The 14,397-nt window shown below is 63.1% G+C and carries 11 protein-coding genes; 4 read left to right on the plus strand and 7 right to left on the minus strand.

The features are described 5' to 3' along the window. Positions 1–41: 41 nt before the first annotated feature. Both EX20_RS31000 and EX20_RS31005 read right to left on the minus strand, forming a co-directional pair. The gene (locus tag EX20_RS31000) at positions 42–1,001 is read right to left on the minus strand and encodes a CgeB family protein (protein WP_072465536.1); all 960 of its coding nucleotides are present in this window, start codon (positions 999–1,001) and stop codon (positions 42–44) included. Between the two features lie 3 nt (positions 1,002–1,004). Beyond that, positions 1,005–3,440 carry a glycosyltransferase family protein gene (locus tag EX20_RS31005; protein ID WP_072465537.1) on the minus strand — a complete coding sequence of 812 codons (2,436 nt, stop codon included), beginning with the start codon at positions 3,438–3,440 and terminating at the stop codon, positions 1,005–1,007. Positions 3,441–3,821: 381 nt separating this feature from the next. Here EX20_RS31005 and EX20_RS20220 point away from each other — a divergent pair, with 381 nt between their 5' ends. From EX20_RS20220 to EX20_RS20235, 4 genes are read left to right on the plus strand one after another with little or no spacing between them, the layout of a single operon-like run. Continuing rightward, positions 3,822–4,673, plus strand: a complete 852-nt coding sequence (locus EX20_RS20220) for a glycosyltransferase (protein ID WP_034194503.1) — start codon at positions 3,822–3,824, stop codon at positions 4,671–4,673. Beyond that, positions 4,670–5,635, plus strand: a complete 966-nt coding sequence (locus tag EX20_RS20225; protein ID WP_034194504.1) for a UDP-glucose 4-epimerase family protein — start codon at positions 4,670–4,672, stop codon at positions 5,633–5,635. Before EX20_RS20220 ends, EX20_RS20225 begins: the two co-directional genes overlap by 4 nt. A 5-nt stretch (positions 5,636–5,640) precedes the next feature. After that, entirely contained in the window at positions 5,641–6,657 is a 1,017-nt protein-coding gene (locus EX20_RS20230) for an MraY family glycosyltransferase (protein ID WP_034194505.1), read from the plus strand. A gap of 12 nt (positions 6,658–6,669) precedes the next feature. Next, positions 6,670–8,553 carry a polysaccharide biosynthesis protein gene (locus EX20_RS20235; RefSeq protein WP_034194506.1) on the plus strand — a complete coding sequence of 628 codons (1,884 nt, stop codon included), beginning with the start codon at positions 6,670–6,672 and terminating at the stop codon, positions 8,551–8,553. A 93-nt stretch (positions 8,554–8,646) separates the two neighbouring features. On the opposite strand, the gene EX20_RS20240 is transcribed toward EX20_RS20235, so the two are convergent. From EX20_RS20240 to EX20_RS20260, 5 genes are read right to left on the minus strand one after another with little or no spacing between them, the layout of a single operon-like run. Further along, the gene (locus EX20_RS20240; protein ID WP_014722575.1) at positions 8,647–9,753 is read right to left on the minus strand and encodes an MraY family glycosyltransferase; all 1,107 of its coding nucleotides are present in this window, start codon (positions 9,751–9,753) and stop codon (positions 8,647–8,649) included. A 27-nt stretch (positions 9,754–9,780) separates the two neighbouring features. Beyond that, on the minus strand, positions 9,781–10,803 hold the full coding sequence (gene galE / locus EX20_RS20245) for a UDP-glucose 4-epimerase GalE (protein WP_034194507.1): 1,023 nt from the start codon (positions 10,801–10,803) through the stop codon (positions 9,781–9,783). Between the two features lie 14 nt (positions 10,804–10,817). Then, entirely contained in the window at positions 10,818–11,954 is a 1,137-nt protein-coding gene (locus EX20_RS20250) for a glycosyltransferase family 4 protein (protein WP_034194508.1), read from the minus strand. A gap of 41 nt (positions 11,955–11,995) precedes the next feature. Further along, complete coding sequence (locus EX20_RS20255) at positions 11,996–12,820, minus strand: glycosyltransferase (protein WP_034194509.1); 825 nt, start codon at positions 12,818–12,820, stop codon at positions 11,996–11,998. After that, complete coding sequence (locus tag EX20_RS20260) at positions 12,817–14,073, minus strand: lipopolysaccharide biosynthesis protein (RefSeq protein ID WP_034194510.1); 1,257 nt, start codon at positions 14,071–14,073, stop codon at positions 12,817–12,819. The genes EX20_RS20255 and EX20_RS20260 overlap by 4 nt, the downstream gene beginning before the upstream one ends. Between the last annotated feature and the right edge of the window lie 324 nt (positions 14,074–14,397).

Here is a 14,397-nt window from a genome sequence, read left to right on the forward strand (position 1 = left end):
TTCTGCCCTTTTTGCCAAATAGGTATTTGGCAAAAAGGGGCTTATATAGAGCGAAGTCGCTGTACCGAATGAAGGATTTTTTCTGCGCGATTTTGGTATGTGTGATCTCGCAGAGTGCGGGCCTGAGCGGCGAGTGCGATTCTTTTTGCCATTGCGGGATCGTCTTTCAGCATTTCACAATGCTGTCGTAACTCCGCGGGTGAATCGAATAACAAGATTTCTCCGCTCGATTCATCGTAATAGTCACTGATCTCGAGGCCTTCGACGAACATGCACTGCACGGTGCCGGCTGCGGCCGCTTCAAATGTTCGTGGCCCCGGTGTCGATGCATCGAGATTGAATCGCTCGTTCGCCAGGTTGTGCCGTCTCCCAACGTTCAACGTAATTAGCGATGAAGCGTACATATCCGGAAGCGCGTCGTTACGGATCCGTCGATTCGCCGCAAAACCCAGATCTTCCGGCCAACCGTCACCAAGTACCTCAACATTGATGTCGCGCAGATGAGCGGCACAATCCCGTAGAAGTTGAACGCGATTATTGAATCCGACTCCACAGAAGAACAGGTCGCGTGCTTTTTCTGTTTTGAAATTCCGGAAATGTGCGTTTGGATCTGCTGCGAGCGGAAGATGAACGACATGTGGATGTGGGTAATGCGTGGAGGTCCACTTGTCATTTGAAAAAATTATGTCCGCAAGCGGTACGATCTTCGCTGCGTGATCAAATTCATATGGGTCGTCATGAAGCCAAAAGGCCATCGTGGCGCCAAGGTCCATGGCAACTTGCTTTAAAGGAAGATAGTGTGCCTCCAAGGGCATGCAGGATCCAAACACCAGAATCAGATCCGGCACTGCGGCTTTTGCGATCATCGTGGCGCTCTCGAGTGAACAAACGGTCACGTCCGCTACTTTATCGAGGCCACGAAAACCATTTGCCACATATCCCCGAAGTACTGCATTGTTGTTGATTGCGTCGGGCGACGCACCCGCGATTAAAACTTTCATGCTTTACCTCGAGACGCGAATTCGGTTTGCAATGATGCGCAGCGTCGGACGAAAACCGTGGATCTTGTAGAATGCTGCCAGCTTGTGCGCCTTCCGTACTGCGCCCGAAAACACTTGTCCGCCGAGTGGCAAGTGCTGCGTTCCATGGTGCCAACTCGATGGAAGGGGCGCGATTCCTGTGTCTGCGAGATTCAATTCACCCACAGATGGTGCACTGCTTCGAGACAGACGGGGCAGCAACCGCGAATACGCAGATCTCAGAGCGGTCACGTGATCGGAAGTGCGCGAGTAGAGCGCCGGAGAGATATTTGATCGATACTTCGCCAGTGCTGATGGCGAGTCGATAAGTGCATGGACGGCGTCAATCAGATCTCCCTCACTGCCGGGGGCGATTTTCAGCCCGTTGACACCATGCTGGATGCGTTCTCCAAGGGCACCGATATCTGTAACGATGGGCACGAGGCCCATCTGAAGCGCTTCAGACAGGGTTAAGCAGTAAGTCTCGGGCCAAATCGATAAATGGAGGGAGACGTCACAATCCTTCAACGCGGCCGGCATGTCATCGTACCGGTAACTTCCGTGGGTGACGACGTTAGGATAGCGGGCGCGATTCGAAAAATCGGCGTACTGCGGGTCGATTCGGCCAAATAGATGGAATTCGACCGGTGCGTGTGCGAGTAGGGGAAGGGCGCGCGCAAGAATATCGCCCCCTTTCTGATGAGTGACATTGCCGAGCCACGCCACTTTGAGTGGTGTGGGTTTGGTGTGGCATGTCGTCGCGGCCGTACGGTCAGGGATAGGTACCGGAATCACCTGTACGTTGGCGTGACTCCTCACTGACGGATAGATCCGCTCGTAGATGCGTTTGCTCTGTTTCGTATTGAAGACGAGCATATCGACGCGGCTCAGCACGTCGTTCCAAAAACTCCGTCTTATTGCCTGCGATCCCGGCGCAATATGGTGCTTCTGCCATAAACATACATCGCATTGGGACAGTGGAATATCTGGTGCGCCGCAGTATGTGTCCTTGAACGACAGCAAATTAAACTCGTGACAGACACCGTAAAAATCATGTGCGGTGAATGCGCTCGAAATTCCAAGCAGTGGTGGCGCGAAGATGAGCGACGGCGGGTGGCCGATGGTGTGATGGAAATGGACGAGATCGACCTTATATTTGCTCAGGATATTTCGGAATGTATTTTCCCTTTCTTCGCATCGAAGCATATCTGTTTCGTATCGACGTGCGAACTGAAAGGTTTCGAGCGTTTCGTAAGTCTCTGACAAAAGGCGAGCGGACCGCCCGGTTCCATTGTCGGGAACATAGAACAGTACGTTGAAATTATTTCGCAATTCGGGACGTAGAAGGTCGAGATATACCTCGACTCCGCCGAAATTAGCGCTGCCTATGACATTGTGTGTCACGAATATGATTGTTCGCCGATCCGAGGTCACCGGTTGCGCTGCGGGGGATGGAATATTCGACGCGGCGGCCAGGATGGTATCGACGCGTCGATCGTACGTATGTAACTGAGTTGCCTTCGTACGAGCTGCCTCTGCAATCTCGTTACGATAGGCGCGATCGTCGATTATCCGTGTCGCTTTCTGGATGAAATCACGTTCGTCCGAGAAGAGGACAAGCTCCCTATCCGGTACAAAGAAGTCCTTAACCTCTGTCAGCGACTCGTGAACGATCTGAACGGACCCCGAGAGCGCGGCCTCGAACAATCGAGGGGGAGGCGTCTCCGCGAATTCGCGGCCTCCAGACGCGGTGAAAACGCGGGGCAGCATCAGGGTCATGGCACTTCGATTTGCAAAACGTGCGAAGTCAGACGGCGATGTGCGCCAGGAGAGGGCGCTAGTCGGCAGATCGATTCCGTGCGGAGGGAGGAACGGATTGGTCGGAAGCGCTAGCTTGTATTTCCAATTCTCGGGTAATTGCTTGAGAACCGAGCGCAAGAACTCGCTGCGGTTCGGCCAGGCGGTGCCGGCGAAAAACATGTGATAACGCAGTTCTTGCTCCGGTGGCAGGACCGGAAGTGAATGGAACTCCACTGCGCCTGCGAGCGGCAAATGTCTACCCCGATTTCCGTATGCTGAAACACTGGACGAATCGTTCGTGAACACGACGTCGAACAGTTCGGCATTTTTCTGATTAATTGGAAGCTCGTAGGGATCTTCGGTCACCCAAAGCACGGAGCGGCCACAAATCGCTGCAAGTGTCGCGCACAGATCCTTGCGGAGTTCCTCGCCATCGAAGGCGATGAACAGATTGCAATTCTGATGCATCGCCGTGGGAGCGGCATCGATGGGATCTACTTTCGCGACGAATGCGACGTCCGGGTGTCGCTGCAAGGCATGAAAAATCGCGAGGCAAATGTAGTGGTTCGGGTTGCGATATTTCGTGTCAAGCAGCAATACGCGGAATTTTGGGTGAGTCATAGATCTTCTTTGCCGACGGGGAAATGCTCAAGGTCATGAGGACGCCACGGGGAGCAGTCTTTGTCGCGGCCGCCCCGAGTACTCGCTTACGCTTCCGGTAGCAACTGTGGCCGCTCCATGGTGGCGCGGCGGCGTCCGGGACTGGCGCATGCTGAGATTGAAGAGACGTGCTCCATAGGTGTTCTTGTGCGAGCAGGCAATGTTAACGCACAACACCGGTTCCGACGCCTGCTCCAGTCACTGCGGAAGTCTAGCAAGTGGAGCGAATGCTCATGTAAGTATCGGTAACCGTGGTCACGGGCGTCGCTTGCCAAGGGGGCGTCTTATGCCCAAACTTACGGCTTTTAGGGAACGGTACGGGATGGTCAGGAACCAAATTCGATGGTGTGCGCGGTGACCGCAAGCACGCGGAGCGAGGGCACGCAACTTTCAGTTTCGGTGGTTGTGTTCCGGCCGGATGTCCCGGCCTTGGTGAGGACTCTCGACACGCTACGGGGCGCGATATCAATTCTTGGCGAGGGAAGGGTACCGAGCAGGACGTCGATCTACCTGATCGACAACGGCGGGCTACCGGACCTGGCGAGTCCTATCCAGTCGCTACATGCAGTCTGCGCAGACGTCGTGATTGCCGCAGGGCATGGCAATATCGGATACGGTCGCGGCCATAACAGTGTTTTGCAGAGCCTGGGTAGCCGATACCACCTCGTCCTGAATCCAGATGTCGACATCGACCCATCTGCACTAGTTGAGGCGATAGCCTTTCTCGACGAGAACGATCAGGTGGGACTGCTTGCGCCGCGTATCAGTAACGAGGATGGAACATTGCAGCACCTTTGCCGGCGCTTTCCCACCGTGATGGATCTTGCCGTGCGTGGATTCCTGCCGGCAGGGTGGCGCAAGCGGTTCCATCGCCGCCTCGCCCACTACGAAATGCGCGACGTCATCAACGACCACGACATCGTCTGGGACCCGCCCATCGTCAGCGGCTGCTTCATGCTGTTCCGCACCGAAGTGCTGAAGAAACTCGGCGGCTTCGATCCGCGCTATTTCCTCTACTTCGAGGACTACGACCTCAGCCTGCGCACGCACGACGTCGCGCGCGTCGCCTATGTCCCGTCGGTGCGTGTGATCCACCATGGCGGCGGCGCGTCGCGCAAGGGCTTCGCGCATATCCGCATGTTCGCCGCGTCGGCCTTCAAGTTCTACAACCGTTTCGGCTGGAGGCTGTGGTGAGCCACCTCATCGTCACCGGCGCAAACGGCTTTGTCGGGCGCGCGGTCTGCCGGCGCGCGCTGGAGGCCGGGCACACCGTCACCGCCTTGGTCAGGCGCCAGGGCGGGTCTGTCGCCGGCGTGCGCGAATGGGTGCACGACGCCGCCGATTTCGACGGTGTCGACCAAGGATGGCCCGCCGATCTGGCCGCCGACTGCGTGATACATCTGGCCGCTCGCGTACACGTGATGCGCGACGAGTCGCCGGATCCCGACGCCGCGTTCGACGCGACCAACGTCGCCGGCACCATGCGGCTCGCCCAAGCCGCGCGCCGGCACGGCGTGCGCCGCATCGTGTACGCCAGCAGCATCAAGGCGGTCGGCGAGAGCGATGGCGGCGCGCCATTGTCGGAAGCGGTGCCCCCCGCTCCTCAGGATGCCTACGGTCGCTCGAAGCTGCGCGCGGAGCGGGAGCTCGCGCAGTTCGGTGCGTCGAACGGGCTCGACGTCGTGATCGTTCGTCCGCCGCTCGTCTACGGTCCTGCCGTCCGAGCGAACTTCCTGAAGATGATGGACGCCGTCGCGCGCGGGATGCCGCTACCGCTCGGCTCAATCCCAGCCCGCCGCAGCATCGTCTACGTCGACAACTTCGCCGACGCGCTACTGCGATGCGCAATCGATCCGCGTGCGGCGGGCGAATGCTTCCACGTGGCCGACGACGACGCACCGTCGGTCACCGGCCTGCTGCGGCTGGTCGGTGAAGCGCTGGGCAAGCCGGCCCGCCTGATTCCGGTCCCGTCTGCCGTGCTGCATGTCGTTGGCGCGCTGACCGGCCGCCGGGCGGCAATCGACCGCCTGACGGGCAGTCTCCAGCTCGACACGGGCCGAATCACCCGTGTGCTCGGTTGGCATCCGCCCTACACGACACGACAGGGCCTCGAAGCGACGGCTGCATGGTATCGTTTGCGCGATACACAACAATAGCCGACATGCATTTCACCCTCTCCACGTGGCCGCAGGCGGCCGCGGTGGCGCTGGCCGCTGCCATCGCGTCGACGGCCATCCTGCGCATCCTGCTCGCCACCGGCCTTGCGTGGCGCCTCGCCACCGACATTCCGAACGACCGTTCGCTCCATACGCTGCCGACGCCGCGCGTCGGCGGGTGGGGCATCGTCCCGGTCTGCGTCGTTGCGTTGCTCGCGCTGGCGCCGCGCCTGTGGCTGACCGCGGCCGCCGCCGCTGGCCTGGCTGCGATGTCGCAGATCGACGACCGGCGCGGGCTGCCGGCACGCGTGCGGTTCTCGGCGCACCTCGCAGCGGTCGTCGCGCTGCTCGCGGTGTATCCGGCCGACGCACCGTGGTGGTTGCTGGCCGGCATCGGCTTCGTGATGGTCTGGTTGACGAACCTGTACAACTTCATGGATGGCGCGGACGGCCTCGCGGGCGGCATGGCGCTGTTCGGCTTCGGCGCATATGCGATCGCGGCCCTCGGCGGCCCAGGACCGTCGCCGGATCTGGTCGTCGCCGGCGCCGCCATCTCGGGCGCCGCGCTCGGCTTTCTTCTGCTGAATTTCCATCCGGCCCGGCTGTTTCTCGGCGATGCGGGCTCGATTCCGCTCGGATTCCTCGCCGGTGCCGTCGGCTATTGGGGCTGGCGAGGGAACGTGTGGCCGATCTGGTTTCCCGCGCTCGTCTTCGCTCCCTTTATTGCGGATGCATCTGTAACACTTTCGAGACGATTGTTACGCGGAGAAAAGTTCTGGCAGGCCCATCGGGAGCACTATTATCAGAGGATGGTCCGCGCGGGCGTAGGTCATAGCCGGACCGCTCTTTATTGGTACCTCATCATGCTCGCAGGCATAATCGTTGCTCTGTGGGCGAAGGGCCGCCCGGAACCGCAGCAGTGGCTGGCGTTCTTCGGATGGTACGGCGTCCTGGCATGTCTCGGACTCTTGATCGACATGCGTTGGCGCCGGTTTCAGTCGGCTGCCGAAAATAACTCTTGAGGTTTCCTGCCGATGTTGCGAACCAAGGCATCATGGCTTTCGCTGAGCGCTTTCCTGTTTGACCTGACGGCGGTCACCACCGCGTGGTTGTTCGCCTATCTCGTCCGTTTCAACGGCAGCGTGCCGTCCGACTTCATGAGCGGCGCGCTGACGGCGCTCGTCTGGGTGCTGCCCGTCTACGCGCTGATGTTTCACGTGTTCGGCCTGTATCGCGGCCTGTGGGTGTTCGCAAGCCTCCCCGATCTGGTCCGGATCTCGAAGGCGGTCGTCGGCGGCGGAGTGATCGTGATGATCGGCGCGGTGATGTTCCAGCCGTCCCCCATCATCCCGCGCTCCGTGCTGCTCGTGTCGCCGCTGATGTTGTTCCTGGCGATGGGCGGCGCCCGCGCGCTGTACCGCGCGACGAAGGAGTTCTACCTGTATGGTGGGCTGGTCGGGCAAGGCAAGCCGATACTCGTGCTCGGTGCCGGCACGGCCGGCGCGAGCCTCGCCCGCGAACTGTCGCGATCGGGTGAATGGCGTCTGGTCGGCCTGCTCGACGACGATCCGACCAAGCGCGGGCGCGAAATCTATGGCTATAAAGTGCTCGGTTCATTCAACGACCTGAAGCACTGGACCGACGCGCTGAAAGTGGAATACGCGATCATCGCGATTCCGTCGGCGTCGGTCGAAACACAGCGCCGCGTCGCGACGCTGTGCGTGCGCGCCGGCATCAAGGCGATGGTGCTGCCGTCGCTGACCGCCCTGATGCCGGGGCAGGGCTTCCTGTCGCAGGTGCGCAACATCGACCTCGAGGATTTGCTCGGTCGCGACGCGGTGACGATCGATACACCGCACGTCGAAGCGCTGCTGCGCGGCCGCGTGGTGATGGTGACCGGCGCGGGCGGGTCGATCGGCTCCGAGCTGTGCCGGCAGATTCTCCGCTTCAAGCCGGCGCAATTGGTCGCGTTCGACCTGTCCGAATATGCGATGTATCGGCTCACCGAGGAGTTGCGCGAGCGCTTCCCCGACCAGCACGTGGTGCCCATCATCGGCGATGCGAAGGATTCGCTGCTGCTCGATCAGGTGATGTCGCGCTATGCGCCGCATATCGTCTTCCACGCGGCCGCTTACAAGCACGTGCCGCTGATGGAAGAGCTCAACGCGTGGCAGGCGCTGCGCAACAATGTGCTCGGTACGTACCGCGTCGCACGCTCGGCGATCCGTCACGACGTGCGCCATTTCGTGCTGATCTCGACCGACAAGGCCGTCAACCCGACCAACGTGATGGGCGCGAGCAAGCGGCTCGCCGAAATGGCGTGCCAGGCGCTTCAACAGACGAGCGAGGGCACGCAGTTCGAGACGGTGCGCTTCGGCAACGTGCTCGGCAGTGCCGGCAGCGTGATCCCGAAGTTCCAGCAGCAGATCGCGAAGGGCGGCCCGGTGACGGTCACGCATCCCGAGATCACGCGTTTCTTCATGACGATTCCCGAGGCGTCGCAGCTCGTGCTGCAGGCATCGAGCATGGGCCATGGCGGCGAGATCTTCATTCTGGACATGGGCGAGCCGGTCAAGATCGTCGACCTCGCGCGCGACCTGATTCGTCTCTACGGTTTCTCGGAAGGGCAGATCCGGATCGAATTCACGGGGCTGCGTCCGGGCGAGAAGCTGTACGAGGAACTGCTCGCCGACGACGAAACGACCACGCGCACGCCGCATCCGAAGCTGCGGATCGCCCGTGCGCGGGAAGTGCCGGACCACCTGCTCGACGAGTTGCTGCCGTGGCTGATGCAGCACCGCGTGCTCAACGACGACGAGGTGCGGCGCGACTTGCGGCGATGGGTGCCGGAGTATCAGCCGTCCGTCGCGCCGGTGCTGCAGAGTGTGCCTTTGGTGCGAGCGGTATCGAACGAATGAGCGCGCACGCGCTTCGGCTGCCGCTTCGGCTGCGTTAGTGCCGACCATGAAAAAAGCGTCCCGCGGGACGCTTTTTCGTTTTGGCAGCGTGACTTAATGCCCCCGCCTCTCCTTCCTCACCACCATCCACTTCGGCGCCCTGAACCTGACGATGCTGAGATAAAGCCAAACGTAAGTGAGCGCAAACAGCACGACAAACACGAACAGATGCACCGTATGCCGCCAGAACAGCGTCGCCGGAATCACCGCGACGAGGCACAGCAGCCACAGATAAGGTGAGGTAAGCGAATTGCGCCGCGTCAGATCATGCGCATGCTTGGTCCCCACCGCCCACCGCATCAGCCGCTTGTACACGAGCATGTGCAGATGCACGCCGTCCGGAATCCCCGGCGACATCCCGCGGATGAACTTCTTCCGGTAGATCGAGAAGCACGTCTCGAAGATCGGATACATGAACAGCAGCACCGGATACCACGCCGACACCTCGCGATTGCGCATCACGAGCATGATCGCGAGCTCCGCCAGCATGAACCCGATGAAATAAGCGCCGCCGTCGCCGAGAAAGATCAACCCGGCCGGGAAATTCCACAGAAAGAACCCGAGCACGGCGCCCATCATGATGATCGACGCCGACATCACGACCGGGTCGTTGACGTGGAACGCGACATACGCGAGCGACGCGAACATCATGAAGCTCACCATCGAAGCAAGCCCGTTGAACCCGTCGATGATGTTGATCGCGTTCGCGAGCGCCGCGACCGCGAGCACCGTGATGAACGCCGAGATGGCCACGTAGCCCAGCAGAAAGTCGAGCGGCGGCACGCTGATGCGCTTGACCGCGATACCCAGCAGCCAGAACGCGAGCGCGGCCGCGCCCATCGTGCACAGCAGCCGCGCGCGCGGCGACACGCGCTTGGTCAGATCCTCGACGAGCCCCGACAGGAACGCCGGCATCCCGCATGCGGCGATCCCGAGGATGCTGCCGGCGATCGTCGGATAGCGCCGCGACAGGATCAGCGCGGCGATGACGACCCCGGCCAAGATCCCGATGCCGCCCACCCGCGGCACCGGCCGCACGTGGAATTTCTGCACGCCGGCCAGATCGCTGTCGACCGAGAATTTCTCGTGCAGATGCGCGTAGCGGACGATGAACAACGTGACGAGCAGGGAGGCGATGAAGCCGGACGCGAAGCTGAGCATGTGATCGCTCGAAAAATGGACAGCGGATTATACAAAACCGCGCGGGTTCCCCTCCTGCCATTTCCAGTGGTCGGCGCACATCTCTTCGATGCCGAGCGTCGCGCGCCAGCCGATGATGTCGGCGGCCGCCTGCGGGTTCGCGTAGCACTCTGCGATGTCGCCCGGGCGGCGCGCGACGAGTTCGTACGGCACCGGCCGGCCCGACGCCTTCTCGAACGCGCGCACGACTTCGAGCACGCTGTAGCCCTGGCCGGTGCCGAGGTTCACGACGAAGCTCGCGTCGCGCGTCGCGAGCGCATCGAGCGCGGCGATGTGCCCCTTCGCGAGATCGACGACGTGGATGTAGTCGCGTACGCCGGTGCCGTCCGGCGTCGGATAGTCGGAGCCGAACACGCGCAGCTTCTCGAGCTTGCCCACCGCGACCTGCGCGACATACGGCATCAGGTTGTTCGGAATGCCGGCCGGATCCTCGCCGATCAGCCCGCTCGCATGCGCCCCGACCGGATTGAAGTAGCGCAGCGTCGCGATGCGCCACGACGGGTCGGACACCTCGAGGTCGCGCAGGATCTGCTCGGCGATCAGCTTCGACTGGCCGTACGGATTGGTCGCGGACAACGGGAACGACTCGTCGATCGGCGAGCGCTCGGGCACGCCGTATACGGTCGCCGACGAGCTGAACACGAACTGCCGCACATTGCGCTCGCGCATCACCTTCAGCACGGCGAGCAGCCCGCCGAGGTTGTTCTGGTAGTACTCGAGCGGCTTCGCGACCGATTCGCCGACCGCTTTGAGCGCCGCGAAGTGGATCGTGCCGGTGATCGGGTGTGCGTCGAACACCTTGGCGAGCGCGGCTTCGTCGCACACGTCGACCTGGTGAAACGCCGGCGTCTTGCCGGTGATGCGCTCGATCCGGCGCACGGCTTCGACCTTGCTGTTGACGAGGTTGTCGACGATCACGACATCGTAGCCGTTGTCGAGCAGCTCGACGGCGGTGTGCGAGCCGATGTAGCCCGCACCGCCGGTCACGAGGATGGTGCCTTTAGCGGTCATGCTGATGAGCTCCTTCAGAGTGTGATGCCGGTCAATGTATGAATGGTCTGCCGGTAGCGTTCGACGACCTGCTGCTCGTCGAATTCCGCGGCCACCTTGCGGCGCCCGCGCGCGCCCATCGCTTCACGTCCTGGCGCGCCGAGCTCGATCATGCGGATCATCTGTTCGGCCAGACTCGCGCCGTCGCGCACGCGGCACAGGAAACCCGTGTCGCCGTCGGCGACGACGTCGCGGCAGCCCGGCACGTCGGTCGCGACGATCGGGCGGCCCATCGCGGACGCTTCCATCAGCGTGCGCGGCACGCCCTCGCGATACGACGGCAGCACGACGCAGTCGGCCGCCGCGATGTGCGGCCGCACGTCGTGCGCCTCGCCGAGGTACTCGACGACGCCTTCCGCGACCCACGCGTCGACGTCCGCGCGGCCGATCGCGCTCGGGTTGTCGACGCCGAGCGGGCCGAGCAGCTGGAAGCGCGCGTCCGGATAGCGCGCACGCACCGCGCGCGCGGCCTCGACGTATTCGCGCACGCCCTTGTCCCACAGCAGCCGGCCGATCAGGATGAACACGGGGCCGCGGCCGGCCGGCAACGGCGCCGGCGCGAACTGCTCGAGATCGACGCCTTCGCCGTGCAGCAGCCGCGCGCGCTCGGGATGGGCGAGCAACTGCTCGTCGGTGAAGGTCGCGAGATCGTCGCGGTTCAGGAACCAGACTTCACGCGGGAAGCGGAACGCGAAGCGGTACAGGTGCTTCGCGACGCTGGCCGCGCGGCTCTTCTGGATGAACACGTAGCCGAGGCCCGTGGTGACGGCGATCGACGGCACGCGCGCGAGCCACGCGGCGATCGACCCGTAGATGTTCGGCTTGATCGTGTAATGAAACACGAGATCGGGCTTTAGCGCGCGGTAGTGACGCACCAGCGCGGCCAGCGTGCCGAGATCCTCGCGCGGGCTGGTGCCTTTCGATGCGACGGCGAGCGCGACGTAGCGGCAGCCCATCTGTTCGAGCAGCGGCACCGTGCGGTCGTGCGGCGCGATCACGACGACCTCGGCGCCGCGCGCGACGAGCGCACGGATCAGCCCGTGTCGGTACGTGTAGATCGCCCAGGCCGTGTTGCAGACGAGCGCGATGCGCAGCGGGGAGGTGGCGGACATGAAAAAAAGAAAAAATAAAGCGTCGAAAAAGCCGGTGCGAACTACGCGGACGGCCGCGCGGCGAACAGCGTCTGCTTGATCCGCTGCAGCGTGCGATACGGCGTCACGAAATGCAGCAGGTTCTTGGCGAGGCCGGCCCAGTCGTACGGGTTCAGCACGTTGAAGTGACGCAGCAGCAGCGACAGCGTCGAGATCAGCTGGCGGCGGCGCTTGGTCGCGCTGATCCCGCCCTCGTTGAGCTCGTAATAGAGGCCGAGCTCGGGCAGGTTCGCGCAATCGTAACGTTGCATTAACCGTAAATAAAGATCGAGATCCTCGGCCGCGCGGTACTTCGCGCGATAGTTGCCGACTTCGCGCACGGCGTCGATGCGCAGCATCACCGACGGATGCACGAGCGGCGAGCGCAGAAAGCGCGTGCGGCGCAGCGTGCGCGGGTCGGCCGGCGGCGTCAGCATGAAACGCACTTCGCCGGCGCGCGACACGACCTGCGTCCACATGCCGACACAGGCCACGCGCGGATGCGCATCGAGATACGCACGCTGCTTCGCGAGCCGCTGCGGCGCGGCGAGGTCGCCGGCGTCGATGCGCGCCGCATAGCGGAAGCCGCGCGCGGCGAGCGCGTCGATGCCGGCCTCGAGCGCGCGCTCGATGCCGCCGTTGCGCGGCATGCGCAGCACCTCGATCGCGAGGCCCGGCAGCGCAGGCGCGACGATCGGCGGCGTGCTGCCGTCGTCGACGATCAGCACGTGCACGCGCGCATCCTCGCGAAACGACGCGAGGGTGCGCACGACGTCGTCGTGCCCGTTGTAGGCGGGCATCAGCACGGCTACGTCGTCGAGCAGGGGCGGGCAATCGGAAGGCGTCATGGGCGCAGCTTGATACGGATGTAATAAAAGTTGACGGCGGCGGCCGCGACGTAGCCCGCGGCCAGTCCGACGAGCGCGCCGTACAGGCCGAGCCGCGGGATCGCGAGCACGTTGACGAGCGCGGCGATCGCGAGCGCGAGCACCCATTTCGCCAGCAACACGAATTTTGCTTGATATTTGAGAACGATAAGATTGCCTATCGCCTCGATGCCGGCCGGCACGGACAGCCAGACGGCCCAGCGGAAGATGTCGACCGACGCCTCGTAGCCGCGGCCGAACACCTTGCCCACGACGAGCGGCGCGGCGGCGTCCAGCACCAGCGCGCCGGCCGTCATCAGCGCGGCGGTCATCGCGATCAGCCGGACGACGTTGCGGCGCAGCCGCGCGACGTCCTGCACGCGGTACACGAACGCGGGCGCGATGGTCTGCGCGAGCATCAGCGCGAGCGTGATCCAGTTCTCGTTGAGCTGCTGGGCGGCCGCATAGCGGCCGAGGTCGGCGAACGACACGTGACGCTCGAGCATCAGGCGGTCGAGCTTCAGGAACAGGTACATGCAGATCAGGCCGAGCCAGAACACGGTGCCGGCCGTCGCGAAGTGCTTGAACAGCGGCTTGTCGAACGTCCAGCCGAGCGCGCCGCCGTTACGGTGGCGGTAGTAGAGCAGCAGCGCGAAGCCGATCGCCGCGGCCTCGAGCGCCCATAGCCACGCGAAGCGGGCCGGGCCGGCGGCCGCGCGCACGAGCAGCCAGACGAGCAGCGCCTTGACCAGCGCCGTCACCATGCTGGTGACGAGCTGCGGCTTGCTGTACGTCATGCTCTGCAGCCACGCATTGATCACGCCGACGAACGGCTCGCGGAACACCATCGTGACGGCGAGGCCCGCGAGCATCGCGCCGACGAGCGGATCGAACGCGCCGGCGCCGATCGCGATCCAGGTCGCGGCGAGCGCGGCGGCCGACACGCCGATGCGCAGCACGAACGCGCTGCCGAGCACCGCGCCGGGTTGCGCGCCGGCGCGCTGGACGATGGTCGGAACCAGGATTTCGGCGCCGCACACCCAGGTGAGCGGCGCCAGTACGAGGAGGAGCGTATTCGCATACTGCCATTTGCCGAACACGTCCGGCCCGAAATACCGGGCCAGAAGGCCGCTGATCGCGATCGCGACGCCGATCTGCGTAAGCCGTTCGAGCCCGAGCCAGACGAGGTTCGCGACGGCCTTCGCGACGTCCGGGTTGCCGAATCGCTTCAGCATGCGCGGCGGCCGCACGCGCTGGCGGCGGCCGGGAAAGCGCCCGGAGGCGGCAGGTGGGCGGCGGCGGAACGGCTAGGCATTAAAATGGCTACGATGCGCGTCATCAAAACCCGCGATTATAAGTGGGATCGGGGCCGCTCCAGCCGTCCCGTCCGTTGCGCCGAGGGGCCCGCAGTATGATGCCGGGCGCACGCGACAGGCGGCCAGACAATTTTCCATGCAGGCAACAGAGAGAGAACTGATGATCTCCCAATCCATCTTCAAGGCATATGACATTCGCGGCGTGGTCGGCAAGACGCTCGACGCCGACACGGCGCGCGCCAT

The organism is Burkholderia sp. WP42 (assembly GCF_000745665.1).
Lineage (GTDB): Bacteria > Pseudomonadota > Gammaproteobacteria > Burkholderiales > Burkholderiaceae > Burkholderia > Burkholderia vietnamiensis.

Bases quoted from the DNA above. Each gene is read 5' to 3' on its own strand.
- EX20_RS31000 (WP_072465536.1), bottom strand. From the start codon at position 1,001: ATGAAAGTTTTAATCGCGGGTGCGTCGCCCGACGCAATCAACAACAAT.
- EX20_RS31005 (WP_072465537.1), bottom strand. From the start codon at position 3,440: ATGACTCACCCAAAATTCCGCGTATTGCTGCTTGACACGAAATATCGC.
- EX20_RS20220 (WP_034194503.1), top strand. From the start codon at position 3,822: ATGGTGTGCGCGGTGACCGCAAGCACGCGGAGCGAGGGCACGCAACTT.
- EX20_RS20230 (WP_034194505.1), top strand. From the start codon at position 5,641: ATGCATTTCACCCTCTCCACGTGGCCGCAGGCGGCCGCGGTGGCGCTG.
- EX20_RS20235 (WP_034194506.1), top strand. From the start codon at position 6,670: ATGTTGCGAACCAAGGCATCATGGCTTTCGCTGAGCGCTTTCCTGTTT.
- EX20_RS20240 (WP_014722575.1), bottom strand. From the start codon at position 9,753: ATGCTCAGCTTCGCGTCCGGCTTCATCGCCTCCCTGCTCGTCACGTTG.
- galE (WP_034194507.1), bottom strand. From the start codon at position 10,803: ATGACCGCTAAAGGCACCATCCTCGTGACCGGCGGTGCGGGCTACATC.
- EX20_RS20250 (WP_034194508.1), bottom strand. From the start codon at position 11,954: ATGTCCGCCACCTCCCCGCTGCGCATCGCGCTCGTCTGCAACACGGCC.
- EX20_RS20255 (WP_034194509.1), bottom strand. From the start codon at position 12,820: ATGACGCCTTCCGATTGCCCGCCCCTGCTCGACGACGTAGCCGTGCTG.
- EX20_RS20260 (WP_034194510.1), bottom strand. From the start codon at position 14,073: ATGCTGAAGCGATTCGGCAACCCGGACGTCGCGAAGGCCGTCGCGAAC.